The organism is Desulforhopalus singaporensis (assembly GCF_900104445.1).
GTDB lineage: Bacteria > Desulfobacterota > Desulfobulbia > Desulfobulbales > Desulfocapsaceae > Desulforhopalus_A > Desulforhopalus_A singaporensis.
Window position 1 is genome coordinate 20,343 of sequence record NZ_FNJI01000016.1, and the last position, 25,690, is coordinate 46,032.

Sequence of the window (25,690 nt, forward strand, 5' to 3'; positions counted from 1 at the left end):
GTTGTGTATCGGCTGGCAAGATTGTGTAAAAAGGTTATCAAAGTTCAAGGGGGGGGGAGCGCAGGCTTCCCCCCCCTGATGCCTGTTACTGGATGGAACCCTTGAGTCTGAGATAGTCAAGTATTGAATCTATAATCTTGCCCGACATGGGACTTTTGGTTTTCCAGGCCTTGGCAATTTCGAGGGAGTAAGCCCTTGCCTGCGCCATATCCGCCGGGGACAGGGTGGTGTGGACCAGCCCCTTATCGGTCATTGTTTTCAGCGCCTTGATGCTCTCGGCCGTCGACATGTGGTCAAACCTGGCATCAAGGTCATAGATCCATGTTTCAAGGGTTGCCTTGAGATCATCGGGCAACTTGTCCCAGGCCTTCTGGTTAACCGTGAAATCACAGGTGGCGGTGTTGCCGTGAAACGATGGATAGAGAACATACTCGGTCACCTCATCAAGACCGATGTCGTGGTTTTCGGCGAGACTGACAAACTCGGCGGCGTCGACAACCCCCGTATCCAGACCGGTGTACAGTTCTCCGCCGCCCATCTTCACCGGTGAAGCCCCCAGCTTCTGGAATAGTTCGGAGGTCAGTCCCCCTGCCGTGCGAATCTTGATGCCGTTGAAATCAGAGAGTTTTTTCAGGGGAACCTTGGACATGATGGGCTCTGCTCCCACCAACGCCGGGCCGACATAATGCACTTTATATTTGCCGTAAAGTTCCCGGGCCAACTCCAGCCCACCGAAATAATAGCTCCAGATCTTCACATCCTCGGTGCTTTCCCAGATATTCATCAGGCTGAAGAGGGCGGCAAACGCAGGGTCTTTTCCTGCATAGTAGGCCGGTGCATTGAACCCGCATTCAAAAATTCCCATGCCCATGGCATCAAGCTGCTCGAACGGGCCGACCAGGGAGCCGACACCGTACAGGGTGATGTCCAGCCGCCCGCTGGTCGCTTCCTTCAGATCCTTCAGCGCCGCCTCAAGGGCCTTGTACCCCACACTTCCCGGGACCGCATATGTCTGCGCTCTCCACTTGTACACGGATTCTCCGGCAACAACGGTTGTGGCCCCCAGGCTGCATATCCCGGCAAGAACCACAACAGAAATCAACCGGCTGACTGCTTTCAGAACTTTCATTGCACTCTCCTTGTGTTGGAATTTTACTGTAACATCGCTGCTCCCTGCCCATGTAACTATCTTCTGCCGCCACCTGTCCCGCATGATGGCACTACGATCCGCCTTACTTGCAGATGTCATGTACCGGCCACCATCCCGGCCGGACACCTTCAGCAAAACGGTGGCTAAGTAAATTTTAAATGCAGTATACTACATACAACATGATACATGTCAAGTTTTTTTCCACTACTCCGCCAGCCGCGACAAACGTAGTGATTATGCCACGCCGGCGGCAGGCCGGCCAGCAGAAAATCCGTTGCTGCATCAGCGGCCAAGGTATTATGATGGGATGTAGTGCAATATCTTTGGACAACGCTGAGGAATCAGGGACAAAATGGAGAACGACAGATGACTGGTCATGAAAAGAAGATGTTTTCGGTCACCGGCAGACTGCACAGGACACGGGATTATTCCTTGCAGGAACTGCTCGCCATGGACAAGGTGAAAACGGGGGATCTGCTTTTTGCCTGCGGCAGCGGCGATCCGAAAGGACGGATCGAAACAATAAAAGGCGTGTTACTCACCGATATTATCAACGGCGCCGAGGTCGTCACCGCAGATCATAACGACACCAAGAAGATGTATGTGGTGGTAACCGCGGCAGACGGATACCTGACGCTTTTTTCCTGGCAGGAACTTTTCAATACCGCGGTTGGTGAGGGGGTGATGATCATCCTGGAGAAAGAGGGGAAAAAAATCTATGCGGAGCATGGCACCGTGGACCTCTTTTCAGCCAATGATTTTCTCACCGGACCGCGCTATGTAAAACAGGTGAAAACCATCAGGATAATAATGGTCGAACCCTAGCCTCTATATATGAACAGACCGAAGTGAATGAACTCTGGCTGACATTCCCTGCCCGGTCAAGAAAACCAGCGAGCGGTCCGCTTGCAGAAGCCGACCAGCATCAGCATCACCGGGACCTCGATAAGCACCCCGACCACCGTTGCCAGGGCGGCCCCGGAAGAGAGACCGAAAAGCATCACCGCGGTGGCAATGGCAACCTCGAAGTGGTTGGAGGCACCGATCATTGCGGCCGGTGCGGCATCGTCGTACCTAAGCCCCAGTATTTTTGCCGCAACGTAGCCCAGTCCGAAAATACAAACAGTCTGCACAAACAGCGGAATGGAGATCCAGAGAATGGTCAGAGGGTTGGCCAGAATGGTTTCGCCCTTGAAGCTGAACAGCAGCACCAGCGTCAGCAGCAGTGCGCCGATGGTAACCGGAGTCAGCACCTGCAAAAATTTCTCTCTGAACCACTTTTCACCTTTGTGCGCGATAATCAATTTGCGCGAGAAATAACCGGCCACCAGCGGCAGCGCCACATAAATGGCGACGGACAGCAGCAGCGCCTGCCAGGGAACAGGAAGCTTGCCGACGCCAAGAAGAAATCCGCCCAGAACGCCGTAGAGAACCAGCATGGTCAGAGAGTTGATGGCAACCATGACCAGAGTAAGACCATCATTGCCCCGGGCCAGGTATCCCCAGACCAGGACCATGGCGGTACATGGAGCTATCCCCAACAGGATACATCCGGCAAAATAACTTCGCCAGAGGGGAATCTGCATCATTTTCACGCCGTCATGCAGCACCACGACTCCCGCGCCATGTTGCGCCCCTACCGGCAAGTCCAGACCAAAAGGCATTTTCACCAGGTCAACCGCTTCGGCACCGATCAGCCCCTTAAGGACAAAACCGAGAAAAAATATCGCTATGGCGTACATCGTGAACGGCTTGACGCACCAGTTAATAAAAAGCGTCAGGAACACTGGCTTACCGCTTTTTCCGGCCCGGACAACATTGGCAAAGTCGATCTTTACCATTATCGGGTACATCATGAAAAAGAGGCAGGCGGCAATGGGGAAGGAAACGACCGGTGCACCGTTGACATGGATAGCCAGGCCGTCCAGGGTCCTGGCGAGGCCCGGCGCAATTTTTCCCATCAGGATTCCTGCGACAATACACAAACCGACCCAGATGGTAAGATATCTCTCAAACAGGCTCGTCAATTTCCGTTCTTCTTGACCGGTAACCGTTTCACTTTTCATCTGCTGGCAACCTCCTGTCCTTTTCATGCGGTAATGAGGGGTGATCCGATAATGGTTTGAACAGGGTTGTCAAACGGTCCATGGGGATCCCCGGTTGTATATTTATTGAGTTGGCTAACTCTTTATATATCGAGTAAAGCAGGCCCGGTCAACATTCTCCCATGGCCCCCACCAAACCATATCTGGTCAACAGCGGGAAATCTTTCCTCTACAAGAAGTAGACAGGCAACACCAGGTAAGATCAATATTATCGAACAATTAGTCAGTTAGCATTACCACAGCGAATGCATTACACAATAAAAAATCGCTTTACGGCCCAAAGAGCAAAGTGCTAACACTTCTCCGCCGGCACGCAAATATCCCGCAAAATTAACCTTATCCCAAGGAGCATAGATATGTTTAAAAATGTAAGGTTGTTGGTGTTCCTCCCAACGTTTCTCGTCCTATCTGGTGGAATTGTCGCCAGTTTTATCGATCTTGACTCGTTTTTAAAAACGGTGACGGCCATCAACTCCTACCTGCTCGCCAACTGTGCCTGGTTCCTGTCGGGCATGAGCCTGATGATGGTGATCACGGCGCTGATAGTATACCTGTCTCCGTTGGGCAAAGTGCGGATCGGAGGCAATGACGCCGCTCCGCTGCTGTCTCTTCGTCAGCTGTTCAGCATCACTCTCTGCACCACCATAGCTGTAGGGGCACTCTTCTGGGCAACGGCGGAACCGCTCTATCATCTCCACAGTCCACCCGCCTCTCTCGGTATAGACGCAAACAGCTCCCAGGCAAAGCTGTTCGCCATGGGCAACATTTTTCTCGAATGGGGCATTACTCCTTACGCAATCTACGGCATTCCGTCCATCCTCTTCGCCATTCTTTTTTACAACTATAAAACTCCTTTTTCCGTCACCTCTCTTTTCTACCCCATTCTGGGAGATCGACTCGGCAATGGCAATTCCGCACTCAGGCAGTTAATCGACTCCTTGTGTCTGTTTGCCCTGGTGGCAGGGATGGCATCGTCGCTCGGTACCGGCTCGATCACCCTTGCCGGCGCGTTGAAACAGATTTTCCCCCCGCTCGAAGGCTACAGCACCATCACCCTGGGCGCGGTAATGTTCGCCATCGTCATCTCTTTCGCGCTCTCAGCGGTCAGCGGACTGAAAAAAGGAATCGCCAGACTCTCTTCCATCAATACCTGGATCATGCTGGGCACCATAATATTCGTGTTTGTGTTTGGCCCAACCGTCCTTATACTCAATTTCGGCATTGAGTCTTTTGGCTATTACGCCAATAATTTCTTCAAACTCAGCCTGTTTACCGGAGCTGCCGCCAACGACCCGTGGCCCGGCTGGTGGCCGGTGTTTTACTGGGCGGTATGGTTTGCATGGGCGCCCATAACCTGCCTCTTTCTCGGCCGGCTGCTCAAAGGATACACCGTCCGCACCTCAATGATCATGATCATCGTGCTGCCCGCCCTTTTCAGCATGACATGGATGACTATTCTCGGCACCACCGCAATGGAGGTTGATTCCGCCACCGGAAACTCCCTTAATGCGCTGCTCAATTCCAGCGGGATCGACGCGGTCCTTTATGAAACGTTCAAAAGCCTGCCGATCAGCGGCATAATGATCGTGGTCCTCTTTGTGGTCGGTTTTCTCAATTATGTAACTGCGGCGGATTCCAGCACCGATGCCATCAGCAATCTCTGCACCAGCGGTGTGTTCAGTGAAAACGTTGAGAGCGACATCAGCCTCCGTCAAAAAATAGTGTGGGCATGCATTATCGGCTTAACAGCCTTCATCATGGTTAACTACACCGGCCTCAAGGGCGTCAAGATGCTCGCAAATCTCGGCGGATTTCCCGCCGCCCTGATCTGCACAGTGGCCATGATCGCCCTGCTTAAACTGGTGTTTCTCGCCTCCCGTGCCGAAGCAGAACAGAAATCACCCATTGAACTGCCCAAACTGTAATCACAGACTCTTGAAACCTGTGATCTTGATTTGCCAGGTGAGTGGATAACCCCAAAAGGAACAGTGTAAAAATGGCTTTAGTAACTGCAATTGACCGAACGAAAGTGGTCGACGATTTTCCATGCGAAGTAAGGGAAATTGAAAATATGTTCATCCCGCTGCCCGACGGAACCCGGCTTGCTGCCCGTATCTGGATGCCGGTAGACGCTGAGATACGGCCCGTTCCGGCTATTCTCGAATACCTTCCCTACAGGAAAAGGGATGGCACCGCAGCCCGGGACGAATTGACCCACCCCTACCTTGCCGGTCACGGATATGCGTGTGTCCGGGTCGATATCAGGGGGTATGGAGAATCCGACGGGACCATGATGGAAGAGTATGATCGCCGGGAACAGGCCGACGCGATCGATGTGATCAACTGGATCGCCAGCCAGCCCTGGTGCGACGGCAACCTCGGCATGTGGGGTATTTCCTGGGGCGGCTTTAATGCCCTGCAGGTTGCGGCCCTGCGGCCCGAACAGCTGAAAGCAATCATATCGATCTGCTCAACCGACGATCGTTTTTTAGATGACATCCACTACCATAACGGGTGCCTCCTGAACGAGAATATCGGGTGGGCGGGGACCATGCTCAGTTACTCGGCCTTTGCCCCCGATCCCTTGCTGGTAGGCGACTCCTGGCGGAACATGTGGCTGTCAAGGCTTGAACACATGCCGCTGCACGCCACCACCTGGATGCAACATGACCGCAAAAACGAATACTGGAAGAACGGTTCCATCAGCGAGGACTACGGCGCTATACAGGCGGGCGTCTATCTGGTGGGTGGCTGGTGGGATGCCTACCACACGCCGCTGATGCGGATGATCGAACACCTCAAGGCCCCGAAAAAAGCGTTGATCGGTCCCTGGGCACATAAATACCCGCATTTTGCAACTCCGGATCCGGCCATCGGGTTTTTACAGGAGTCGCTGAGGTGGTGGGACTACTGGCTCAAGGGTATCGACACCAAAATCATGGACGAGCCCACCGTCACGATCTACATGCAGGAGTCGCTGCCGCCGGCTGCAAGCTACCCGGAAAGGCCGGGATTCTGGATTCGGGAAACCAGCTGGCCGACGGAAAATGTCGACAACAACCGTTTTTACCTGGGAATCGACAAGTTGCTTTCTGAGCCTGCGGCAGGACAGGTAACGGTAGATTCCCCGGAAACCGTCGGGGCGGCATCGGGAGAATATTGCGTCATCTGGCTCGGTCCCGAATATCCTACCGACCAGCGCCGCGACGATGCCTTTTCCACCATATTCACCTCTGAACCGCTGCGCGACGATTACCATATCCTGGGTGCACCGGTACTCGAATTTACGGTTGCTTCGGACAAGCCGGTGGCAAAAATGGCCTTTCGTCTCAACGATGTCTTTCCCGACGGCCGCACCGCCCGCATCACCTACAGTGTCTGCAACCTGTGCATGCGCGACAGCATGGAGGAACCCGAGTATCTGGTTCCGGGACAGACCTACAGGGTGCGGATAAAGATGGATGACATCGGGTACATTGTCCCGGCGGGACACCGGCTGCGCGTTTCCATGTCCGACAGCTACTGGCCGCTGATATGGCCGTCGCCGGAGTCGACCAGATTAACGATCGATCTGCAGAATGCATTCTTAGACCTTCCCTGCCATAACAATAAAACCAGGGTCGACAAGGACCCGTTCGACCAGCCGGTAAGTGCTCCGCCCATTGAACTGGAGGTTTTAAGGGAAGGGGTCAGTTCAAGAAAAACCGTTGAAGACGCGTACACCGGAACGGTCACCACCGAGATCTTCGACGACTTCGGCAAGCTGCGCTATGCGGATCACGGCCTGGAGGTTGACCAGGTTGCACAGGAACGCTACGCGATAGTTCCCGACGACCCGACTTCTGCTGAAGTCGAGACCTCGTGGACCCACACCGTCTCCAGGGATGACTGGCACTACCGTGTTAAAAGCAACCAGAAGTTGCGCTGCGACAAACATTTTTTCTATCTCGACGCCGAGCAGGTCGCGTGGGAAGGTGAAAACGAGGTCCACCGTAAATCATGGTCTGAAAAAATCGACAGGAGATTCCAGTAGCAGGTGTTATTGCGCTCTCAGCCATCTGTCCGCAGATATCCTTGACAAAATGATCTGTTGAGGAGATATGCGGCCCGGACTGCTCCGTGGAGCTTGCCGTGATGCTATGCGGCAAGCTCGTCATTCACCCAGCTAAAGAAAATCCTGGTCAAGCCGGAGTCGGCCATTTTCGATTCAGACAGATAGAAGCTGCCAAACCGCCGGCTCTTCGGCTGGTACAGCGCAACCAGCTTCTTCTCCCTGATCAGGTCCTGTACGTGCCAATCCCAGGCCAGGGCTATGCCGCAATCACGAACCGCCGCCTCTATTATGAGGGTCTGTTCCGTCAGATAGAGCACCGAGCGGGGTGCTCTGTACTCAATACCTTCACGCCTGGCCCAGGTTTCCCATGTTTCCCAGTTGTCCACCCAGTTTTCCATCATCAGCAGGGGATAGTCCCAGATCTGTTCGACCTCTAATATTTCTCCGTGCCGCCGTAGAAAGCCAGGACTGCATACCGGGAAAATTCTCTCCTTGAACAGCCGATGCCACCCCGAATGCCCTTCAGGCTCGGTACTGTAGAAAAAAGCCAGGTCATAGTCACTTGCGCTGCACTTCTCCGCATGATCGTCGATGGTAAGACTGAGTGCGATTTCCGGGTGCAGTTGCTGAAATCGATTGAGCCGAGGCATCAGCCAGAATGTGGAAAAACAGGGGCCGGCGACTATCCTGAGACGGTTTCGGCTAGCCTGCCGGGTGCAACCGGCGTCGACCGTTGCCAGAGAAATATCGATCAGGGCTTCCCGGATCCTGTCAGCATAGTCTGTACCTATCGCAGTCAACTCAAGTTTACGGTGGGTTCTTACAAACAGATCATTACCGAGAAAATCCTCCAGGTGACGGACCTGTCTGCTGACCGCGGCCTGGGTTACGCAAAGTTCTTCTGCCGCTATGGTGAAACTGCGAAACCGGGCGGCAGCTTCAAACATGACCAGGCTGTTGAGAGGAGGAAGCTTTTTGCTCAACATATTAAGATCTGCTCCTTTAATCGGTAGTTGCGGGTATCACTTCTTGCCGGGATAGTCAAATATGGAGAACCGGTCCTTTTTGCAGCAACCCCGACAACGTTTACGGTCCAAGGCAGCTGGCGCAACAGCGGCAGGCGCCGATTATTCCTGCCTGAGAAAAGGTATAATAGAATATTTTTAAACACCACAGAAAAAAAGGTGCCAAAATAGATCCTGTGAGTTAATGCATATTATTACAGTACCTTTGCGCCGTCAGCCGCTGCGTTTTTTTAAACCGCAGCCGTTTTTTTTAGAGGTGGTGCAGAGGGCGGCCACCAGGGAGTTAAACAAGAGGAGAATTGACGATGAGAATGTTAGCCGAGTTTTTTCCTGAATTCACTGAAATGCTTGATGAGATGGATGCCCTTTACGCCAGCCGGAAAAGCATCGACGAAAAAACCTACCAGTTTATCTGTTTTGCCCTCTCCATCAAGGGCCGGTCCAAGCCCTGTGTCCTGAAACATTTCCAGGGAGCCCTGGAAGCCGGGGCCACGGTCAAGGAGCTGGCCTACATTCTTGCCCTTACCATGCGCGAATCCGCGGGCGCCGACGATTGCTGGACCCACGACGTGCTGGGAGAATGGCAGCAGATCATTGCCGGTAATATAAAGTGTGACTGCCAAAAATAAATATAGCGACACCTGGCATATCCGGTATCAAGGCGATAGAGCGGGAGCCAGGCTATTACAGCCAAGGAGGATGACGTGGATGCATACAACGAAGCCCACCTCTTTACCGCCGCGGTAAGGGTTTTGACCCATACAACCAGGCAGGCCCCTTCCCTTGAGGATGTCTGCACGCTTCTGGAAATTTCTCTTGAGTCGGGGCATGCCCTCTACCGGTCGCTGCGGAAGCAGGCTATTATCGAGGGAATCGAAGACCCGTTCTCAATCAGGCTCTCGATTGGCGATCATCGCAGAATTGAAGATATCCCGAAACAGGAAGCACAGAAACAGACCCTGGCCGACGAACTGCGCAACTTTAAGAACAAAAAAAGTGATATAGATGAAAAATTTGCCGCCCTGCAACGAAGCAGCGAGAAAAAAAAGCTCGACCTGGCAGCCGACATTGAGGCCAGGTTCAAGCAAGAACTGAAAAAAAGGACCAGCTAAGGCAGTTCATCCGTGGGGTCATGGTGAGGCGGTTAAAGAGTCTGGCCGACTCAAATGGTTTTTAACTATTTTCGGCAAAAACGCCGCGGTGGTCACCAGGGATGGAATCCTGTCCGCTGCGCACTGTTTTCGTAGAACAGCAGCAGCTTTTTTTTCTGCTGTTCATCCAGCCCGGCAAAGGACGAACTGGCAAGCAGGCCAAGCCGTGCCTTTTCATGGCACCCTTCAGCGACCGAGACCGGAAAAGTCCGCCAGCCGATGCCTTCTGCATCCAGGGTCAACATGACATAACGCAGCGGATAGGTGTTAATCGAAGGCACCACAAAATACGGCACCCCGTTGCGACATTGAAAACGCAGGCCTATATGGCGATGCCCGGAGATCACCATCGCTACCTTGTGACGGTATTTTTCCAGTATCCGCCGTACATCGGCCGAATTGTCCAGGCTGTACCACCGGCCCTTCTGCGAATTGCCGTCATCCCCCCAATGCAACAGACTGTGGTGGACCATGACAATACACCTCCGGGTTGCCTGCTGCAGCTCGTGAGCGAGAAAAGCCAGCTGCTGCTGCGGCAGAACCCCTCCCCACCCGATCTTTTCCTCCCGCAGACAACCGTCGAGGCCTATCACCCGCAGCCCGGCGGCGGACATCTTTTGCGACCAGTACAATTTCCCGGTATCGTCATAGCCGTGACCGGTAAAGGCGCCGACGAACTCGGCACTTGAAAGGTAATTGAACCCCCTGCGCAAACGGCTCCGGTCGGCGGGAATGTAGTCATGATTTCCGGATACAACAAGATAAGGACAATGGAGCCGGTCAAGAACAGCTTTGGCCCGATCAAGGTTTTCCTGCTCACCGTCTGCAAGCAGATCCCCCGGAACCAGCACCAGGTCCGGTTCTTTTTCATTCAAAACAGCGACCGTTGTCGTTAGTCCGGAAACACTTGACGCGCCAAGCCGCCAGCCGTCTTCTCCCCTGATATCGACATGGGGATCGCCGATGACTCCGATTTTTATCCGCTTTGTTAGCGGTGCCAGCTCCTGTTCCACAGGATGCGGGCAGTTTGTGCAGCCTTGGGCAACCATTGACAGAAAACCTGTAATTCCTGTTTGCATCGCTACTCTTCTGGAGAATCGCAGAGTCATTTCGGTATTATGAGGATCGACCTCGGGTCATATTGACATTGCATCGTCACCGCCTGATACAACACAGGGTATCACAGATGTTGCCATGATTCAATGCAACAACCCGGTATCATATTACAATCACAAAGAAAACCACTTTTACACAAAAGGTCCGGGCGAAAATTAAAAACAGCAGCGAGCCCCAGGCAAGAAAGTGGTTTGCAAACGGACAAAGGGCAGGTAACATGAAGCCATAATTAAGCCAATCCTTCACGTCATCCTCCAACACACCAGGTTACATGGCAGGTTCGGTCCATCTCCCCGTTCGTCGACACACTCTTCGTCTTATTCTCCTGCACTGCGGCTGTGCCGCCAGCGTCGCAATTTTCGTCAACCTCTATTCGCTCTATTTTTTCTTAAGAACACATCTGGGCACGCATTTTATTTATGCATCTCCAATGCTGGCTCCCCTCGTCCTCCTCCTGCTGCTGCTCTACCTCTGGCTGCGGAACAGACGGGAAACACGCCGGGTCATCAGGTGGCGATGGATTGCGGCGGGACTGGGAGCAGCCGCTCTAGGCCTTGTCCTCCCTGATCCGGCGTTTGCGGCCAAGCGCATCCACGTGACCGAATACATGCTGCTGTCACTGCTTGTCCGCCTGACGCTGTCACATCGTCAATCCGGGACCATGCTGCTGCTCTGCTCCTGGCTTGTGACCAGCCTGCTCGGCATTCATGATGAGATCCTCCAGGGAATTCACCCGGCCAGGACCTGCGGTTTAATGGATATCCTGGTCAACACCCTTGGCGCTCTGGCCGGAAGTTTCATCTGGCACGGGATCGACCTGTCCTGTGCACAAGACAACGTCAAGGCCAAAACCGATGGAGTGACCTGTTACCTGCTGCTCTATTTTCTGTGGCTGGCCCTCGGCTCTGTATTGCTGGCGATACCGATAACAGCCTGTGAAAACATCGACATTCCGTTGTGGACCATGCTGCCGCTTGCGGCGGTTATGGTATTTTTCTTCTGTCTCAAGGCAATGTACGGGGGCCGGCCCGGTCATGGGACAGACAGTGTAAGCTACTACGGGTTTTGCCTGCTCCTCTATCCTCCGCTGATCAATGGGTTTGAAATATCTTTTTTTTAGTGCCGTCTGCTTTGCACTCTTTGCTCTTCTGGTATACCAGGTCCGCAATGACCTGGTCCGCAGCGGGCAACTGCGCGGTATTGTGATCATCGTCGATACCCACCAGTCCGGCCCCGGTCCGGGCGCAGTCCCCGCATCTCTTGCAGGACTTATCAACCGTCTCAAGACCAGGGGATATGTAATCGGCGCAACTCCCGGTACAGCAACATTTCCCGCCGCCGCTCCAATCGAGCCTGTTGCCGACACAGAGGTTGGACCTTTGCTCTTTATCGCCAAAAAACAAAAGGATAACACCCCGTTTCTGTTGTTCTGCAGCCCCCCTTCAAGCGGCGGTTCGGCCATGAAGGAGTTTGACAGGTGGTTTGACAGTTTGTGGAACCTGTACCGCAGCGGCGGGCTCTACCGCAACAGTTTTCTTGCCGTCATAAAGGACAGCCAAACCCCGTGGAGCGACCGGCTGCTCATAAACCGCCCAGTCACGGGACCGTTCCGTAAAGACGACCCGCCACAGGGCGACTGGCTGGTGTGGCTTCCACCCCATATATCACGTGACAACAGTTGGTCTGCAGAAAGAACCGTTTCCTGGCATGACATCACGGACACGCTGTTGGCACTTTTTGACGTGGAAACGGATGCGGCAGGCAACTGAACAGATCGTTTGCCTCTTACCCGGAGAGCAGCCATATTGACATCAAGGAGCATACAGCTTTCATGAAGAATCATTTCACCACCAAAAGCATGCTGTCCCCCGGAAACCGGCTGCTGGCCCTGACCGGATGTATGCTTTTTTGTGTAAGCATCTTCTATTATATAAGGGGAGTTACCCATAGCCCTCTGGCAGAGGAAAATTTCGCGGCGGAGCGGCTTTTCCTGCACCGCTATATCGAGCGAAACGATCCGGACCTGCACCGGGAAAGGCTGCTTGCCGAGAGTTACTGGCTGCGCTATCGGGAGGTGAAAAAGAGCAGTTACTGGGGCGAAAACGGAGTGCTGGGCATAAAAGGCCCGCGGGACCACTACCGCCGGATGGGGCAGAAGGAAGGCCGCATCTTCAAGCCGGTCCTTCGTCCTGCAGACCTCGAACTCGAAAAAGAACTGGCCCGCGCCTACTGGAACAGGTATCCCGATATCGCAGGCAGCCCTGTCTGGGGTAAAAACAGTCGATTGGGGTTCCTCGGTCCGCGGGACCATTACACCTATCTGGGGCGGATGCAGGGAAAACTTTGGGGACGCGACACAAGCTCACCCCCTCCTCCCAGGATGCAGGAAATCAATCGCCGGGACTAGCCAGCGCCTGCCACCCTGCCTGAATCTTGCCGCAATTGCCTGCCAATGGTTGCGGATTACGATGCGGTGTCAACGAAGACCTATGTACCGTTAACAAGCCGGGGTTACACGCGACCTTCCAGTATATCGGCGGCAAACTGGCGTGCCCTTTCCATTTCTTCAGGAGACTGCATAACAGCTTTTCTTTCATCCACACCCTTAACCAGGAACTCCCCTCCATACTCCAGATCCATGGCGTCAAAGATATATCTGGCGGTCAAAATGGAACAGTCGAAAATCTTCTTTCCCCTGGTCGCTGCGGTGGACAGCAAGTACCCCTTTCGCTGGTCATTCTGGCGGAATCTCTCCTTGAGCAGATACCTCCTGGCCCACCGTGCCTGCATCCGGTCGCCGAAAATCTTACACTGCGCGGAAAGGCTGTAGAAATATACGGGACTCACCATCATGACCCTGTCCGCCTCATCTACTTTTTCATAAATAGGGCCCATATCATCCTTGACCACACAAACGCCGGTTTTGTCGCAACCGCCGCACCCCTGACACGGTCTCAGCTTGAGACTGTTCAGGCGAACATAATCAACCGTCCACCCTCCCTTCTCAAGCACCTCCGCCATAATCCGGGCAATAACCTCGCCGTTGCCGTCTTTTCTCGGACTCCCCAGCACCATCAGCATTTTCATATTTCCGTCTCCTTTTCCTGTCAGGATGTTTTTCACGGATTGCACACAGTTAATCGCAAACCCGGCTGCACCAACTGTAACACTTTTCCAGAGTGCTTGTCAGCCTTCACGCCATTATTAATAGCAATAATTCTTACCACATATTTACCAGGCCGTAATTGACTTTATCCTATCCACCTTTTATGGTTCAGTATCGATTACCAAGAGTAAGGCAAGAACAGACACGGAGAAAATTTAAGCGCAAAACATTTAATCATCCCTGATAGTTGCACGACGGGTCTGCGCCACGGCCCGACCGGTCCTGAAACTGACAGATTTCCTCTTTGACACCTGAGTATATAGCTTCCACTTTATAGCCATCTGCAAGGTCCAAAGGGGTTGTTGCCGGCGGGGAGCCCCCTCCCTTCTGGTTCCCACAGCCGGCAACGTTTTTCAGAGGGGTTTCTGCTTCTCACCTGTCCCAAAAAAAATCCCCCGCCACCCGCGTAAAACGGATGCCAGGGGATTCTGTCACTAGTCCTGAACCGGCGGACCGTCCGATCAACCCTTCAGTGCCTCGGCGATTGAGTCGCACACATAATCGATATTGGCACGGGTCAGTCCGGCAAGATTTATCCTCCCGCCGCCTACCACATAGATAGACCTGTTGTCCCGCAGCCACTTGACGACATCGTCGGACAACCCGCTGAAGGAAAACATTCCTCTCTGGCTGGTGATGTAAGAGAAATCCCCCTCCACCCCCCTTGAAGCCAGACCGTCGACCAGTGCCGATCGCATCTCCTTAATACGGTCGCACATCCCGGACAGCTCTTGGAGCCACTGTTTTTTGAGCTCCGCGTCAGCCAGGATCGTGGCCACGACCAGTCCGCCGTGTGCTGGCGGGTTGGAGTAGATCACCCGGACAGAGGTTTTCAGGTGGCTCATGGCCACGGCACCATCTTCCGCATTCGGCGCGACAACGGTTATTGCCCCGGTCCGCTCATTGTAGAGACCGAAATTTTTTGAAAAAGAACTGGCCACGAAGAAATCAACACCGGTGGCTGCGAATGCAACCACGCCGCATCTGTCAGACTCGACACTCTCCCCGAATCCCTGATAGGCAAAATCCAGGAACGGAATCCATCCCCTTTCCTTGCCGATTTCGGCGATGTTTTTCCACTGGGCCTCATTGAGGTCGACACCGCTGGGATTATGACAGCAGGTATGCAGAAGAACAATGTCTCCGGCGGGAACTTTGTTCAGACTCTCGACCATTCCATCAAAATCGAGGCTTTTGGTGGCCGCATCGTAATAGCTGTATTCGGCCAGTTCAAAGCCGGCAGCGGAGAAGACCCCTTTGTGGTTGGCCCAGGTCGGACTGCTTATCCAGACCTTGGCATCGGGGTTGAATTTTTTCAAGAGTTCAGCACCGACCCGCAATGCCCCGGTTCCTCCGGGAGCATGGGCTGTCACCGCCCTGCCGGTCGAGACAACTTCGCTGTCTTCGCCGAACAGAAGCTTCTGTACCTCCGAAGCGTATAGCGGATCTCCGGTAATGGGCAGATAACTCTTGGTCTCTTCTTTTTCCAGAAGAATTTTTTCAGCTGCCTTGACACACTGCAACACGGGGGTCTTACCACCTTCGTCCTTATATACCCCGACACCGAGGTTGACTTTCTCGGGATTGGTGTCGTTCTTAAATGCCTCAGTCAATCCCAGAATCGAATCTGCCGGTGCGGTTTCAACATTTCGCCACATACTGCCTCCATTCTATGGTTATGGATATCTATAAATCATGATGGGAATAAGGGTATCAGAGTACAAAAATTTGATGATTGCTGTCAACATGAATACCAGCACCCCCTGCAGAATTTTATGTAACGGGAGCCAACGGGAACAGGCGGGAGCAAATCGGACTAGCGGATCTCTTTTTTCATGAGTTGCAGTTTTTGATTCTGACCGATAACGACGATCACGTCACCAGCCTTGAACTCAACCTCCGGCCCGGGATTGAACACCATCAACCCGGATATGCGTTTTATGGCAATAATCATCACCCCGTATTTCAGCCGGAGCTGACTCTCCATAACCGACTTGCCGATGATAGGTGAATTCTCCGTAAGCAGCGACTCTTCTATATGGAGATCAAGCTCCTTGTTGACCAGCGCGTGATCGAGAAAATCAACCACCGTCGGTTTATGAAGTATTTCGGCCATCCTCTGGGCGCCGATCTGGTAAGGACAGACTACCCTTGAGGCTCCGGCCCGAAGAAGTTTCGTCTCGTTTTTCACATCGGAGGCCCTGGCCAGGATGAAGATATCAGGGCGTATCTGTTTGGCAGACAACGAGATATAAACATTATCGGCATCGGAACTCACCGCCGTCACCAGGCCGACGGCTCTGGGCAGACCGGCTTCAATCAACGATTCATCGGACGTTGCATCGCGGTTCAGGTAAAGGACGTTTTCCGCCTCCAGCATCTGTATCTGCTCTTCGTGCTGCTCAATTACAATAAGCGGTATCCCCGCACTCCTCAGTTCCTTGACAATAATCGAACCGATACGGCCATATCCGCAAATAATGTAATGATCCTTTAACCCGGCTATCTGCTTTTCCAATTTTCTTCTCCCGAGAATTTTGCGCAATTCACCCTCGACAAAGATACGGGCGACCTGCCCCAGGGTATAGGTGAGCAGGCTTATTCCAAGAACAATGATGACAATGGTAATGGTCCGCCCGACATGGGTCAACGGTTTTATCTCCGAAAACCCCACCGTGCTGATGGTGATAAGAGTCATGTAGAATGCCTCAAATACAGGCATATCCTCAAATATCACATAGCCGAAGGTTCCAAATGCAATGGTGGAAAACAGCAGTATCAACGATATTTTCAGTTTAGGATAATCCATGGGCATGCGGAGCAGAGTTGTCGTTACGCTTTTTCCGAAGAGCTATGATTCTATCCGCCCGTTTTTTACCACGAAAACCGGATGGGCGCCATCTGTTATGCCTTTTTCCCACCCAATTCGCGTAATAACTATAACCCTCCCGGACAAACGACATATCCAGAGTCAACAACAAACTGCCGCAAAAAGTTGTCCCACCCCACCCTGAACAGCCAGAACCAGCCCCGGTTATGTTATAATTCCAGGACATTAAACAGTAACAACGGCAACATTTCGCGAATTTGGCCAGCATCTTGAAATAAACGTGGTAACCACGGACCGTTTTTATATACGGGGGCCGGCCCCTTAATCGAATTACTGTTGCGACTGTAAAAGTATTACGATAGGATATTGCGCCAGTATTTTCAGATAAAAAACGATGCTCTGCCCCCAGAGCAACAACGAATCTTCTGCACCATCCCCTGCGGTATGGTCTGAATCCGGTGAAACGATTATGAGCAACAACAAACTGCGAGTCGAAAAAATAGGCGGCACCACAATGTCTAGGTTTGGCGAAGTCCTGCAAAACGTCATCCTGAAAGACAAAAATGATATATACAACCGAATCTACGTTGTTTCGGCATACGCCGGCATCACCAACGAACTCCTCGAACACAAAAAAACAGGGCAGCCCGGAATTTACCAGACATTCGTCCAGAACAAGGCGTACGAACCCGCCATGCTCAACCTGCAGCACAAGCTGTGCAAGTTGAACCACAGTTTCCAGGATATCGGCCTCGATATCGACAAGGCTGACGAATTCATCTGTGACCGCATTGCGTTTTCCGTCAACATACTCAAGAGCATGGATAACGTTCTGGGCTCGGGCTACGTCAACAAGACCGAGGTACTGCTCGCGGCCAGGGAACTCCTTGCCTCCATAGGTGAAATGCACAGTGCCTTCAACAGCGCGAATATCCTGCAGAACCTCGGCTACAACGCAACCTTCGTCGACCTGAGCGGGTGGCAGGACCGGAAGGAAAGAACCATCGACGAGAGGATAAAATACACATTCGAGAATCTCGATCCGGCAAAAACCATCTGCGTTGCCACAGGCTACACCAAGGGTACCGAAGGTATTATGCGGGAGTTCGACCGCGGATATTCCGAGGTTACTTTTTCCAAAATAGCCGTACAGCTCAAAGCCGCCGAAGCGGTCATCCACAAGGAGTATCATCTCTGCTCCGGGGATCCGCTGATCATGGGCGAGGAGAATGTACACCCGGTCTGCAACACCAACTTCGATGTGGCAGACCAGCTGGCCGACGTGGGCATGGAGGCTATCCATCCAAAAGCGTCAAAGCCTCTTGAAATTGCCGGAATTGCGATCAGGGTAATGAACGCATTCGACCCCAGCCACAGCGGCACCCTGATGACCAAGGATTACATCTGCCCGATTTCCAAGACAGAAGTTATCACCGGATCGCAAAACGTCACCTGTGTCGAAATCCACGACACCAAGATGGTGGGCGAGGTCGGTTTCGACCTGAGAATCATGAAGGTGCTCGAAAAACACCGGGTAAGCTATATCAACAAGGCGACAAACGCCAATACCATAGATATAGTCATTTACGACAAGGACTGTTCCGACAGCCTTCTCGGCGACCTGAGACAGCAGTTTGAGCGGGTAACCGCCCAGGAGGTTGCAATTGTCTGCGCCATCGGCTCCAATATTGCGAAACCTGGAATTCTGGCAAAGGCGACCAAAGCGCTGGCGGATGCCAATATCAACATCCTGACCGTCTCCCAGACATCGAGGCAGACCAACATGCAGTTCACCGTGCATCGGGACCATTTTGTCCTGGCGCAAAGAGCGCTTCATGAAGCGCTGTGCTCAAACGACCCGGAAAGCTGCTAATCCTTTTGTCCGCTTCTCCCCGTATCGGAGGGGAAACAGGGGCTGTCCGTGGTTCTGGAACAGCCCCCTCGTTTTTTCCAAATAATAGCCATGGATGCAGCAGTGTCCGCGCTGGGCTCCACCACCAGGGATCAGAGCACATTCACCTTAACATCTTCTGACAGGGTCTCGATCTCACCGGCAATAATCTCGCTGTCAACGCCCTCGGGAACCGCCAGTGTAAGCTGGGCGGAAAATACCGTTTCCCCAATTCCGTCCATGACCATTCTTTTGCACTCCATGTTTTCAACGTCAAGGTCGAGATTGGCGAGAATATTGGAAAGATCGCCGGTAAGCCCCGGTCGATCAATACAGTCGACCACCAGATTTATCGTTTTCAACGGTTCCTGGCAGAGCACCTTGGCGGGTGTGTAGATAAAATTGATCGAGGGGAAGGCTTTTTCAAGGGCAGCTTTCAGCATCGACTCCTGGTCGTCGCTCACAATCACACTCATGATTGCGGCAAACTGACTGTCGAGCTTGATCACCTTGCTGGTCAACCACGACCCTTCGTAATCCCTGGTCATCCGTGCCAGTGACTTCAGGATACCGGGAATATCCGCACCGTAAACAGTCATTATGAAATTGCTTACCATACCAGTCCGTTCTTTGTTCGGGTAAAGATCTTAGGAAGACGTGCTGCACCCACCCTCCGACCTGCAAGCTCCGGGTACAGCTTCATCCATAGTCGAAGAAGGTCCGGTTTGCGAAAACACGGATCGCGCTCAGCATAGCATATTTAATGCGCCAACTCCAACCGGCTTTTAAAAAAATAATTCCTGTAAAATATAGCTGTAAATTCAGGTTTTCCAGCAGATCGCCTCTGGAATGAAAAAAATAAAAAAGCTTGATATTTGGTGCATAAACGGCTAGTTACACAATGACTACTTGCTGCACATGTTACGCTGCAGCTGGATCGACACTATTCGTTACCTGGTATACGCAGCAGACCGACCCGATAAATCAATTTGTCAACACCTATGAAACGGACCAACCCTCTTGCTCAATACCGCACGCTTCTGTTTATTTTTAACAAACTCAAAGAAGCTGCAACGGATCTGATGCCTATTGTCCTGGTTGTCAGTTTTTTCCAGCTGGTCATTATCCGGCAGCCTCTGCCCCAGCTGGCCGAGATCCTGATGGGCACGCTGATGGTGGTCGTAGGGTTGAGCATGTTTATCCAGGGGCTGGAAATGGCACTTTTCCCACTGGGGGAGAATATGGCCCAGGCCCTGTCCCGCAAAGGAAGTCTGTTCTGGCTGCTGGCCTTTAGTTTCGCTCTCGGATTTTCAACCACGGTGGCGGAGCCGGCGCTGATCGCGATCTGCGGCAAGTCCGCCCAAATTGCCGCCAATGGCGGTTTTCTGCAAAATGATCCGCAATCCCTCGCCTCATACGCTTATGGGCTGCGTATCACCGTTGCCTTTTCCGTGGGCTCTGCGATTCTGCTCGGGGTACTGCGCATTCTGCTCGGCTGGCCGATCCACTTTATGATCATCGGCGGCTACGCGCTGGTAATCCTCATAACAACCATAGCCCCCGAACCGATCATCGGTATTGCCTATGACGCCGGCGGGGTAACCACTTCCACCATTACCGTGCCCCTGGTGACAGCGCTTGGGGTAGGGCTGGCCACGGTCATCCGGGGCAGAAATCCTCTTCTCGACGGTTTTGGCCTTATCGCTTTCGCATCTCTGTTGCCGATGATCTTTGTCATGGGATACGGAATCGTAGTGTTCGGGATTTAAAAGGAGAATCATATGCAGATAATTACCGATTTTGCATCAACGCTGCTTGCCACCAGCAGAGACCTTTTTCCCATAGCCCTGATCTTTACCTTTTTTCAACTTGTTATCATCAAAGAACCGGTCGCCGGTCTTCCACGGATCCTTGGCGGCGCACTTTATGTGTTCCTCGGTCTCGCCCTGTTTCTGACTGGTCTTGAGGAGGCACTGTTTCCCGTTGGCGAGATAATGGCCGAACAGCTGACCAACCCGGATTTTCTGCAGATCAACGGCGAAATCGCCAGGCTGACGGACTGGAAAAGTTACGGCTGGCTCTACCTCTTTGCGGCAATGATCGGGTTCGCCACCACCGTTGCCGAACCTTCGCTTATCGCCGTTGCCTACAAGGCAAACGAAGTGTCGGGAGGAGGTATCAGCCAATGGGGGCTCCGGTTGACGGTGGGAATAGGAGTCGCCTTCGGCATCACCCTCGGAACATTCAGGATCATTACCGGAACACCGCTTCACATGTATATAATGGCAGGGTATATTGTAGTTACCCTGCAGACATTTTTTGCCCCAAAATCGCTTATCCCGCTTGCCTATGATTCCGGCGGGGTGACCACATCCACGGTTACGGTTCCGATAGTTGCAGCCCTCGGCCTGCAGCTATCTGCGTCGGTACCGGGCAGGAACCCTGCAGTTGACGGCTTTGGCCTCATCGCGTTCGCAAGCCTGTTCCCCATTATCAGTGTACTTGCCTATGCCCAGGCGGCAAATTGGTTTGCAACCAGAAAAATTCCCTCAAGAAAGGAGAAAGATCATGCAGTTTAAAGTTATCCTGGCATCGGTGAAAAATAACATCACTGACAAGATCGTAGATGCTGCAAAGAATGCGGGGGCAACCGGGGCGACAATAATCCAGGCCCGCGGAACAGGAATACGGGAAGCAAAAACATTTTTCGGTCTGAGCCTGGAGGCCCAGACCGACATAATCATGTTTCTGCTGGAGCAAAGTGTTGTCGACCAGGTGCTGGAAACAATCGGCAGGGTCGGCGAATTTGACAAACCGGGCACCGGTATCGCTTTCGTTCTTCCGGTGGACCAGGTGATCGGTCTCGAAAGCCAGATCGATCAATTCCGATAATCCGGCGCTACTGCTGCACAGGAAGCGGCGCCTCATCCTCTGGCGGACAGACCTCGGTTATCTGGCAGCTGTCATCGTCGGGCGTACCGCCGCTTAACAAAGTCTCGTACGATAGTGGCTCGGCAGAAGAAACACCCCCATACCCGGCTGACTGCTCAACCGCGGGTTGGAAACAATTTTCATTGAGAAACTGCACGATCCGGTCACCGCCGTTTATGAGCAGGCGCTGCTGACCGTCCTTGACCAGAAGAACCGGGATGGTACTCAGGTCCAGCTGATACATGAACTCAATATTGACCCCGGGATCGTACCTGTCGTTAAGTCGTGATCCGGCAAACTGGAAATCATCTATCTTCTCGATGGGATTAAAGGCGATGGAGCACCTGTTTTGCTGTTCCAGAGACGCAATCACTTTTTCACAGTATTTGCAGTTTTTGGCAAAAAACAGATACAGTTCCATATCTTGTTTCTGATTGCCCTCAACTGCTGCCAGCGTGCCCTCGCCAAGCGTTTTCTGCACCGTCGCTCCACCCATTCCAAGCGAAAAGCAGGCCAGCAGAACCGATGAAAAAAGAATAATTCCCCGAAAAACCTGACGGGGACCGCAGCACAGGTTCAGCAACACCACAAGAGCCAGGATTACGGTGCAGTAGCTGCAGAACAATCCGGCAACGGCATACTGGAAATAGACAAGAACCGCTTCCGCAACGAGCCCGGCAAGGAGCAACAGTCCTGCAAACCGCTGCCAGTAGGGCCTCCACGATGAACCGTTCCGCCCCATGGAGAATAAAAAAAACAGCAGAACAAAAAAAGCAAAGCCGGCGAGATTGAAGATCAGGGGCGAGACCAACGCCATGCTCTCCACAATCTCACAGCCGTTGTACAGACAGAATCCGCTTCCTTCAAGATAGATAAACAGTGCCTGGGCACCGGTTACCAAGGTTGCCAGTAATGCCAGAAAAATTGATAGCATATTCTACAGTCGTTAAAGTTGGAATTTATTGTAAATGAGCCATATCCGGTCCAAGGCGCACATTGTAAACAAAATCTCCGCCGATAATTCTCCGGGGTATTTTCCGAGCCACCCCCCTGGATATCTTCACCAAATTACTTTCCAGGGCCACAAAAACCCCGGTGTCCTGCCAACCTGCCATGCAACAATCTCAGCTGTCACATATTTCCACTTTTCTTTACTTTGTCCAGATGATCATACATACAACACCATGATTATTGTAGTCTTATTTCACTGCAGTCGCCATTTCCCCGCAAATTTACCAAGAGCAATCGCAGTTGGCAAAATAAATTGTAATGGTAATATGTTACGTATAATCATTTTCATGGCAGCTGTTCATGTATCATCACCTGCCTAACCAACAATCCCATGGCAAAACTGGAGCAACAATATGGTCACTTATCTTTACTGGGCGGGCATTCTGACCGGAGCCGCACTCGTGCTGGGTGTAGCTGCCAGACTCAACAGCTGGAAAACCGGGTTGATACTGGCCCTGGTTGTGCTGCTGCTTGGCTGGTCCACTTATTACTTCAGACTCCAACAGGTCTTCGTCAAACGATATGGGGGAGTAATGTCCATCCATGTACCGGCCAACTATCTGCACATCGGTGCCACCTGGAAAGATGACAATCTGTGGGTGGAAAATTACGACCCGGCAACCAACACCTGTATTTTCAGCGAATACTCAAAAGGCAACCTGCTGCAGGGTAAAGTTACCATAAAAAACTGTAATCCGGTAACGCTTCATCGTTTTCCGGATGGTACACAACCAAAGCCGTAGAAACAGACGGGTACAGGACTGCAGAAGGGCACGGGGGAGGCCTGGCCCCGGCTTACCTGAAAACATCGACTTCGAGTTGACAATAGATACTATTACTATTAATATAGTTTGAGCTTTAACAACACCATCCATTTATCAAGGAGAATTGTTATGCAGAAATGGGAATGCCCCTGCGGATACATCTACGACCCGGCAGAAGGTGACTATGAAAATGGCGTGGATCCCGGAACCCCGTGGGAAGAAGTGCCTGAAGACTGGGTCTGCCCCAAATGCGGTGCAGCCAAGGAAGATTTCTGGAAGGCCGACTGAAGTTAACCGTTGCCTGCCATGACACCTATCGCCATGGCCGATCACCAAACAGGAGCGAGAAATGAAAATCTCAATAGATCGAAATGTCGTTGAAATCAAACCGGAATCAGAACAGGAAACAGCATCGCTCAATGTTCTGTGGAAAATTATCATTGACTGCTACGGAGACAACAAGAAGCTTGCACCGATGGGTCAGTTCGTTCCCGGCATAGACAACGTAGCCAGGTTCAACATCGAGGGAGTGCGGGGCGGCACAACAGTGTACAACGAAGAAAAAACCGCTCCCGAAGACAATACCTATTATTGCCACACCTGCAACAAATATATGAATGTCAAGACGGGAACCGCGATCCCTCTCTGCTGCGGAAAAGAGATGGAAGTAATTGATTAACAGCAGGACCGCACCGGCCGTTCTTAACCTTGGAGAACGGCCGGTACCAATGGTTGTCACCGCCATACCCGGCAAAAAACATGGGTGGCAAAGCGATATCACACTCTTACATTCTGCAAGAAAGAAGACGGTATATCAGCGACCTTGCCTGCAGCTTTGTCGAATCCGAGCATTACAGTCCGGCCCTGGAAGGCTTCTTTTCCGGTCTTGCTGTTTACCGCCCGATAGGTGAAAACAATTTTCCTGCCCTCGACAGCTTCCAGTTCCACCACTACTTCCAGTTGATCATGAAGAACAACCTGCTGTCGGTAATGACAGCTGACCTCCACCACAAGTATCGACACCCCGTCGCCGATATCCATCTCGGAGAGCCCAAGTGACGCAAGAAACCGAATCCTGGCGTCGTGAAAAACCGTAAAAGCCCTCTCGTGTCCGAGATGTCCGCTGTAATTGATATCGCCCACGGTCACCGTATATAAAGATCGGTAGATCTCCGTCATTGTCAAATCCTCCCCTGTTGCAGATGGTATGCGCTCTGTATTTGCCGCCCCTCTTACCCGTCTGGTAAAAAGATGTCATCCAGCCACCCAGGATAACACGGCAATTACCTTTGTGTTATAAAATATTTCTTGCACAACAGCCGGCTTTTCAAATACAGGAGTAGCAGAGCGGCGACAACCAGGCCCCGATCTTGCCCGGTGAATAAAACAGCCAATATTTTTTGTTGTCGAGAAACGTTTTATCCTTAGTTTTATCAAGAGATGCAAGGCGCTTTGAATGTCTGCTTTCACCAGCATCCCAGACAAACCGTCACCGACAATAACCCGACACTGACCGGCAGATAGAAAACAGAGGGAGGCGACAATGAAACTTTTTTTTGCAAATCTTATCGCGTTAGTACTGTGTTTCGCCATACCGCATCCGGCTGAAGCATCCCCGAGAATGGATAAAGAACAACTCAGGTCACTGCTTGACTCCGAGGACCTCGTTCTCCTCGATGTCCGCGGCGAAAGAGCCTGGAACGCCAGCGACCTGAAGATCAGGGGAGCTGTCCGCATCGACGGCCACGATCTCAACGCTGTAAAGAATTATGATAAGAAAAAAATTTTCGTGTTCTACTGTTCCTGACCGAACGAACACACAAGTGCCAGGATGGCACAACAACTGATCGACAAGGGATATCTCAACGTCTACGCGTTGCAAGGGGGATGGACGGAGTGGCACCGCAGCAACTACCCCGTTGAAACACGGTAGATTCGGTTCCGGCTCGCCTTCGCAGTCCCGAAAAACAGAAAACGGGGCTGCGAAGAGGAGCTTCCAGGGGGGCTGGACCCGCTTTCGCCCCTCAGGCAAAACCGGACTGATCTCAAAGTTTAAGGTAGGGTTTCATTTTGGCCAGACTCTTTGCACCGATACCCTTGACCTTGAGCAGGTCATCGACTGTTTTGAATTTGCCATTGCTTTTGCGGTGCTTTATTATCGCCTGTGCCTTTTTAGGCCCTATCCCCGGAATCCGTGTCAACGCCTCTTGATCGGCGCTGTTGATCGAAATCGCGCTTGCTACGGCTTTTGTGGTTTTTTTACTTTTCTCCACAGCTGCCGTGCTGACCTGTTTGCCTTCGGTTTTGGCATACCCGTTGACCAGTCCGCCAAAAAGACCGAGCATTAGGACCACGAGAAGGGGTACCGCAAATCTCAATACTTTCATACCTGCTCTCCTTTTTTCCTTGCAACATCATACCCTGCATCGACGCACGCGCGGCAGGGGCTAAAACCGGCACGGTACCGGTTTACTCTGGTTCCAGACCCTACCCGCT

The 25,690-nt window shown here is 52.3% G+C and carries 28 protein-coding genes; 16 read left to right on the forward strand and 12 right to left on the reverse strand.

Annotation, left to right across the window (positions count from 1 at the left end; all coding sequences use genetic code 11):
- Positions 1-85 precede the first annotated feature (85 nt).
- The gene (gene dctP, locus BLQ17_RS11985) at positions 86-1,129 is read right to left on the reverse strand and encodes a TRAP transporter substrate-binding protein DctP (protein ID WP_176761197.1); all 1,044 of its coding nucleotides are present in this window, start codon (positions 1,127-1,129) and stop codon (positions 86-88) included.
- A 387-nt stretch (positions 1,130-1,516) separates the two neighbouring features.
- Between dctP and BLQ17_RS11990 the strand changes: the two genes are divergently transcribed.
- Complete coding sequence (locus BLQ17_RS11990; protein WP_092223147.1) at positions 1,517-1,975, forward strand: molybdopterin-binding protein; 459 nt, start codon at positions 1,517-1,519, stop codon at positions 1,973-1,975.
- Positions 1,976-2,031: 56 nt separating this feature from the next.
- Here the strand turns inward: BLQ17_RS11990 and arsB are convergent, their stop codons facing one another.
- Positions 2,032-3,216: an ACR3 family arsenite efflux transporter gene (arsB, locus tag BLQ17_RS11995; RefSeq protein WP_092223149.1), complete on the reverse strand. Its 1,185-nt coding sequence runs from the start codon at positions 3,214-3,216 to the stop codon at positions 2,032-2,034.
- Positions 3,217-3,611: 395 nt separating this feature from the next.
- Between arsB and BLQ17_RS12000 the strand changes: the two genes are divergently transcribed.
- Together BLQ17_RS12000 and BLQ17_RS12005 are read left to right on the forward strand one after the other, a co-directional pair.
- Positions 3,612-5,180, forward strand: coding sequence for a BCCT family transporter (locus tag BLQ17_RS12000; protein WP_092223151.1), 1,569 nt, complete (start codon positions 3,612-3,614; stop codon positions 5,178-5,180).
- A gap of 71 nt (positions 5,181-5,251) precedes the next feature.
- The gene (locus BLQ17_RS12005; RefSeq protein WP_092223152.1) at positions 5,252-7,288 is read left to right on the forward strand and encodes a CocE/NonD family hydrolase; all 2,037 of its coding nucleotides are present in this window, start codon (positions 5,252-5,254) and stop codon (positions 7,286-7,288) included.
- Between the two features lie 104 nt (positions 7,289-7,392).
- Here BLQ17_RS12005 and BLQ17_RS12010 read toward each other — a convergent pair whose 3' ends face one another.
- Complete coding sequence (locus tag BLQ17_RS12010) at positions 7,393-8,295, reverse strand: LysR substrate-binding domain-containing protein (protein WP_092223153.1); 903 nt, start codon at positions 8,293-8,295, stop codon at positions 7,393-7,395.
- A gap of 344 nt (positions 8,296-8,639) precedes the next feature.
- Between BLQ17_RS12010 and BLQ17_RS12015 the strand changes: the two genes are divergently transcribed.
- Positions 8,640-8,963, forward strand: a complete 324-nt coding sequence (locus BLQ17_RS12015) for a carboxymuconolactone decarboxylase family protein (RefSeq protein ID WP_092223155.1) — start codon at positions 8,640-8,642, stop codon at positions 8,961-8,963.
- 75 nt (positions 8,964-9,038) lie between these two features.
- The gene (locus BLQ17_RS12020; RefSeq protein ID WP_092223157.1) at positions 9,039-9,446 is read left to right on the forward strand and encodes a hypothetical protein; all 408 of its coding nucleotides are present in this window, start codon (positions 9,039-9,041) and stop codon (positions 9,444-9,446) included.
- A gap of 92 nt (positions 9,447-9,538) precedes the next feature.
- Here the strand turns inward: BLQ17_RS12020 and BLQ17_RS12025 are convergent, their stop codons facing one another.
- A complete protein-coding gene (locus BLQ17_RS12025) occupies positions 9,539-10,564 on the reverse strand; it encodes a metallophosphoesterase family protein (protein ID WP_176761198.1) in 1,026 nt (341 codons plus the stop codon).
- A 308-nt stretch (positions 10,565-10,872) separates the two neighbouring features.
- On the opposite strand from BLQ17_RS12025, the gene BLQ17_RS12030 reads away from it, so the two are divergent.
- The 3 genes from BLQ17_RS12030 to BLQ17_RS12040 all read left to right on the forward strand — a co-directional run bounded on the left by BLQ17_RS12030 (position 10,873) and on the right by BLQ17_RS12040 (position 13,008).
- Entirely contained in the window at positions 10,873-11,721 is an 849-nt protein-coding gene (locus BLQ17_RS12030; RefSeq protein WP_092223161.1) for a VanZ family protein, read from the forward strand.
- Complete coding sequence (locus BLQ17_RS12035) at positions 11,702-12,370, forward strand: hypothetical protein (RefSeq protein ID WP_092223163.1); 669 nt, start codon at positions 11,702-11,704, stop codon at positions 12,368-12,370. Before BLQ17_RS12030 ends, BLQ17_RS12035 begins: the two co-directional genes overlap by 20 nt.
- 62 nt (positions 12,371-12,432) lie before the next feature.
- The gene (locus BLQ17_RS12040; protein WP_092223165.1) at positions 12,433-13,008 is read left to right on the forward strand and encodes a hypothetical protein; all 576 of its coding nucleotides are present in this window, start codon (positions 12,433-12,435) and stop codon (positions 13,006-13,008) included.
- Between the two features lie 104 nt (positions 13,009-13,112).
- Here BLQ17_RS12040 and BLQ17_RS12045 read toward each other — a convergent pair whose 3' ends face one another.
- The 3 genes from BLQ17_RS12045 to BLQ17_RS12055 form a co-directional block, all read right to left on the reverse strand.
- Positions 13,113-13,688, reverse strand: coding sequence for a flavodoxin family protein (locus BLQ17_RS12045; protein WP_092223167.1), 576 nt, complete (start codon positions 13,686-13,688; stop codon positions 13,113-13,115).
- Between the two features lie 540 nt (positions 13,689-14,228).
- Positions 14,229-15,425 (reverse strand): amino acid aminotransferase, encoded by a 1,197-nt coding sequence (locus tag BLQ17_RS12050; RefSeq protein WP_092223169.1) that lies wholly within the window; start codon positions 15,423-15,425, stop codon positions 14,229-14,231.
- Between the two features lie 158 nt (positions 15,426-15,583).
- A complete protein-coding gene (locus BLQ17_RS12055; RefSeq protein ID WP_176761199.1) occupies positions 15,584-16,576 on the reverse strand; it encodes a potassium channel family protein in 993 nt (330 codons plus the stop codon).
- A 490-nt stretch (positions 16,577-17,066) separates the two neighbouring features.
- Between BLQ17_RS12055 and BLQ17_RS12060 the strand changes: the two genes are divergently transcribed.
- Entirely contained in the window at positions 17,067-18,470 is a 1,404-nt protein-coding gene (locus BLQ17_RS12060) for an aspartate kinase (RefSeq protein ID WP_092223173.1), read from the forward strand.
- Positions 18,471-18,601: 131 nt separating this feature from the next.
- Here BLQ17_RS12060 and BLQ17_RS12065 read toward each other — a convergent pair whose 3' ends face one another.
- Entirely contained in the window at positions 18,602-19,105 is a 504-nt protein-coding gene (locus BLQ17_RS12065) for a glycine cleavage system transcriptional repressor (protein WP_092223174.1), read from the reverse strand.
- 384 nt (positions 19,106-19,489) lie between these two features.
- On the opposite strand from BLQ17_RS12065, the gene BLQ17_RS12070 reads away from it, so the two are divergent.
- The 3 genes from BLQ17_RS12070 to BLQ17_RS12080 are packed head-to-tail and all read left to right on the forward strand — an operon-like array spanning position 19,490 to position 21,380.
- Positions 19,490-20,257 (forward strand): DUF1538 domain-containing protein, encoded by a 768-nt coding sequence (locus BLQ17_RS12070; protein ID WP_092223177.1) that lies wholly within the window; start codon positions 19,490-19,492, stop codon positions 20,255-20,257.
- 12 nt (positions 20,258-20,269) lie between these two features.
- The gene (locus BLQ17_RS12075) at positions 20,270-21,067 is read left to right on the forward strand and encodes a DUF1538 domain-containing protein (protein WP_092223179.1); all 798 of its coding nucleotides are present in this window, start codon (positions 20,270-20,272) and stop codon (positions 21,065-21,067) included.
- Positions 21,057-21,380, forward strand: a complete 324-nt coding sequence (locus BLQ17_RS12080) for a P-II family nitrogen regulator (protein ID WP_092223181.1) — start codon at positions 21,057-21,059, stop codon at positions 21,378-21,380. The genes BLQ17_RS12075 and BLQ17_RS12080 overlap by 11 nt, the downstream gene beginning before the upstream one ends.
- Before the next feature lie 7 nt (positions 21,381-21,387).
- Here the strand turns inward: BLQ17_RS12080 and BLQ17_RS12085 are convergent, their stop codons facing one another.
- Positions 21,388-22,353 (reverse strand): thioredoxin domain-containing protein, encoded by a 966-nt coding sequence (locus BLQ17_RS12085; protein ID WP_092223183.1) that lies wholly within the window; start codon positions 22,351-22,353, stop codon positions 21,388-21,390.
- 430 nt (positions 22,354-22,783) lie between these two features.
- Here BLQ17_RS12085 and BLQ17_RS12090 point away from each other — a divergent pair, with 430 nt between their 5' ends.
- The 3 genes from BLQ17_RS12090 to BLQ17_RS12100 all read left to right on the forward strand — a co-directional run bounded on the left by BLQ17_RS12090 (position 22,784) and on the right by BLQ17_RS12100 (position 23,873).
- Positions 22,784-23,173, forward strand: a complete 390-nt coding sequence (locus BLQ17_RS12090; protein WP_092223185.1) for a hypothetical protein — start codon at positions 22,784-22,786, stop codon at positions 23,171-23,173.
- Between the two features lie 150 nt (positions 23,174-23,323).
- The gene (locus BLQ17_RS12095; protein ID WP_092223187.1) at positions 23,324-23,482 is read left to right on the forward strand and encodes a rubredoxin; all 159 of its coding nucleotides are present in this window, start codon (positions 23,324-23,326) and stop codon (positions 23,480-23,482) included.
- 61 nt (positions 23,483-23,543) lie between these two features.
- Positions 23,544-23,873, forward strand: coding sequence for a hypothetical protein (locus BLQ17_RS12100; protein WP_092223189.1), 330 nt, complete (start codon positions 23,544-23,546; stop codon positions 23,871-23,873).
- A 98-nt stretch (positions 23,874-23,971) separates the two neighbouring features.
- On the opposite strand, the gene BLQ17_RS12105 is transcribed toward BLQ17_RS12100, so the two are convergent.
- On the reverse strand, positions 23,972-24,373 hold the full coding sequence (locus BLQ17_RS12105; protein WP_092223191.1) for an acyl-CoA thioesterase: 402 nt from the start codon (positions 24,371-24,373) through the stop codon (positions 23,972-23,974).
- Positions 24,374-24,448: 75 nt separating this feature from the next.
- Positions 24,449-24,787 (reverse strand): hypothetical protein, encoded by a 339-nt coding sequence (locus BLQ17_RS22255; RefSeq protein WP_143005496.1) that lies wholly within the window; start codon positions 24,785-24,787, stop codon positions 24,449-24,451.
- Here BLQ17_RS22255 and BLQ17_RS23420 point away from each other — a divergent pair.
- Complete coding sequence (locus tag BLQ17_RS23420; protein WP_263577268.1) at positions 24,738-25,127, forward strand: rhodanese-related (seleno)protein; 390 nt, start codon at positions 24,738-24,740, stop codon at positions 25,125-25,127. The genes BLQ17_RS22255 and BLQ17_RS23420 overlap by 50 nt on opposite strands.
- A 112-nt stretch (positions 25,128-25,239) precedes the next feature.
- On the opposite strand, the gene BLQ17_RS12115 is transcribed toward BLQ17_RS23420, so the two are convergent.
- On the reverse strand, positions 25,240-25,581 hold the full coding sequence (locus tag BLQ17_RS12115; RefSeq protein ID WP_092223195.1) for a ComEA family DNA-binding protein: 342 nt from the start codon (positions 25,579-25,581) through the stop codon (positions 25,240-25,242).
- Between the last annotated feature and the right edge of the window lie 109 nt (positions 25,582-25,690).

Excerpts from the sequence above, each read along its gene's own strand:
- dctP (WP_176761197.1), bottom strand. The coding sequence starts at position 1,129 with ATGAAAGTTCTGAAAGCAGTCAGCCGGTTGATTTCTGTTGTGGTTCTT.
- BLQ17_RS11990 (WP_092223147.1), top strand. The coding sequence starts at position 1,517 with ATGACTGGTCATGAAAAGAAGATGTTTTCGGTCACCGGCAGACTGCAC.
- arsB (WP_092223149.1), bottom strand. The coding sequence starts at position 3,216 with ATGAAAAGTGAAACGGTTACCGGTCAAGAAGAACGGAAATTGACGAGC.
- BLQ17_RS12000 (WP_092223151.1), top strand. The coding sequence starts at position 3,612 with ATGTTTAAAAATGTAAGGTTGTTGGTGTTCCTCCCAACGTTTCTCGTC.
- BLQ17_RS12005 (WP_092223152.1), top strand. The coding sequence starts at position 5,252 with ATGGCTTTAGTAACTGCAATTGACCGAACGAAAGTGGTCGACGATTTT.
- BLQ17_RS12010 (WP_092223153.1), bottom strand. The coding sequence starts at position 8,295 with ATGTTGAGCAAAAAGCTTCCTCCTCTCAACAGCCTGGTCATGTTTGAA.
- BLQ17_RS12015 (WP_092223155.1), top strand. The coding sequence starts at position 8,640 with ATGAGAATGTTAGCCGAGTTTTTTCCTGAATTCACTGAAATGCTTGAT.
- BLQ17_RS12025 (WP_176761198.1), bottom strand. The coding sequence starts at position 10,564 with ATGCAAACAGGAATTACAGGTTTTCTGTCAATGGTTGCCCAAGGCTGC.
- BLQ17_RS12030 (WP_092223161.1), top strand. The coding sequence starts at position 10,873 with ATGGCAGGTTCGGTCCATCTCCCCGTTCGTCGACACACTCTTCGTCTT.
- BLQ17_RS12040 (WP_092223165.1), top strand. The coding sequence starts at position 12,433 with ATGAAGAATCATTTCACCACCAAAAGCATGCTGTCCCCCGGAAACCGG.
- BLQ17_RS12045 (WP_092223167.1), bottom strand. The coding sequence starts at position 13,688 with ATGAAAATGCTGATGGTGCTGGGGAGTCCGAGAAAAGACGGCAACGGC.
- BLQ17_RS12050 (WP_092223169.1), bottom strand. The coding sequence starts at position 15,425 with ATGTGGCGAAATGTTGAAACCGCACCGGCAGATTCGATTCTGGGATTG.
- BLQ17_RS12055 (WP_176761199.1), bottom strand. The coding sequence starts at position 16,576 with ATGGATTATCCTAAACTGAAAATATCGTTGATACTGCTGTTTTCCACC.
- BLQ17_RS12060 (WP_092223173.1), top strand. The coding sequence starts at position 17,067 with ATGAGCAACAACAAACTGCGAGTCGAAAAAATAGGCGGCACCACAATG.
- BLQ17_RS12065 (WP_092223174.1), bottom strand. The coding sequence starts at position 19,105 with ATGGTAAGCAATTTCATAATGACTGTTTACGGTGCGGATATTCCCGGT.
- BLQ17_RS12070 (WP_092223177.1), top strand. The coding sequence starts at position 19,490 with ATGAAACGGACCAACCCTCTTGCTCAATACCGCACGCTTCTGTTTATT.
- BLQ17_RS12075 (WP_092223179.1), top strand. The coding sequence starts at position 20,270 with ATGCAGATAATTACCGATTTTGCATCAACGCTGCTTGCCACCAGCAGA.
- BLQ17_RS12080 (WP_092223181.1), top strand. The coding sequence starts at position 21,057 with ATGCAGTTTAAAGTTATCCTGGCATCGGTGAAAAATAACATCACTGAC.
- BLQ17_RS12085 (WP_092223183.1), bottom strand. The coding sequence starts at position 22,353 with ATGCTATCAATTTTTCTGGCATTACTGGCAACCTTGGTAACCGGTGCC.
- BLQ17_RS12090 (WP_092223185.1), top strand. The coding sequence starts at position 22,784 with ATGGTCACTTATCTTTACTGGGCGGGCATTCTGACCGGAGCCGCACTC.
- BLQ17_RS12095 (WP_092223187.1), top strand. The coding sequence starts at position 23,324 with ATGCAGAAATGGGAATGCCCCTGCGGATACATCTACGACCCGGCAGAA.
- BLQ17_RS12100 (WP_092223189.1), top strand. The coding sequence starts at position 23,544 with ATGAAAATCTCAATAGATCGAAATGTCGTTGAAATCAAACCGGAATCA.
- BLQ17_RS12105 (WP_092223191.1), bottom strand. The coding sequence starts at position 24,373 with ATGACGGAGATCTACCGATCTTTATATACGGTGACCGTGGGCGATATC.
- BLQ17_RS22255 (WP_143005496.1), bottom strand. The coding sequence starts at position 24,787 with ATGGCGAAACACAGTACTAACGCGATAAGATTTGCAAAAAAAAGTTTC.
- BLQ17_RS12115 (WP_092223195.1), bottom strand. The coding sequence starts at position 25,581 with ATGAAAGTATTGAGATTTGCGGTACCCCTTCTCGTGGTCCTAATGCTC.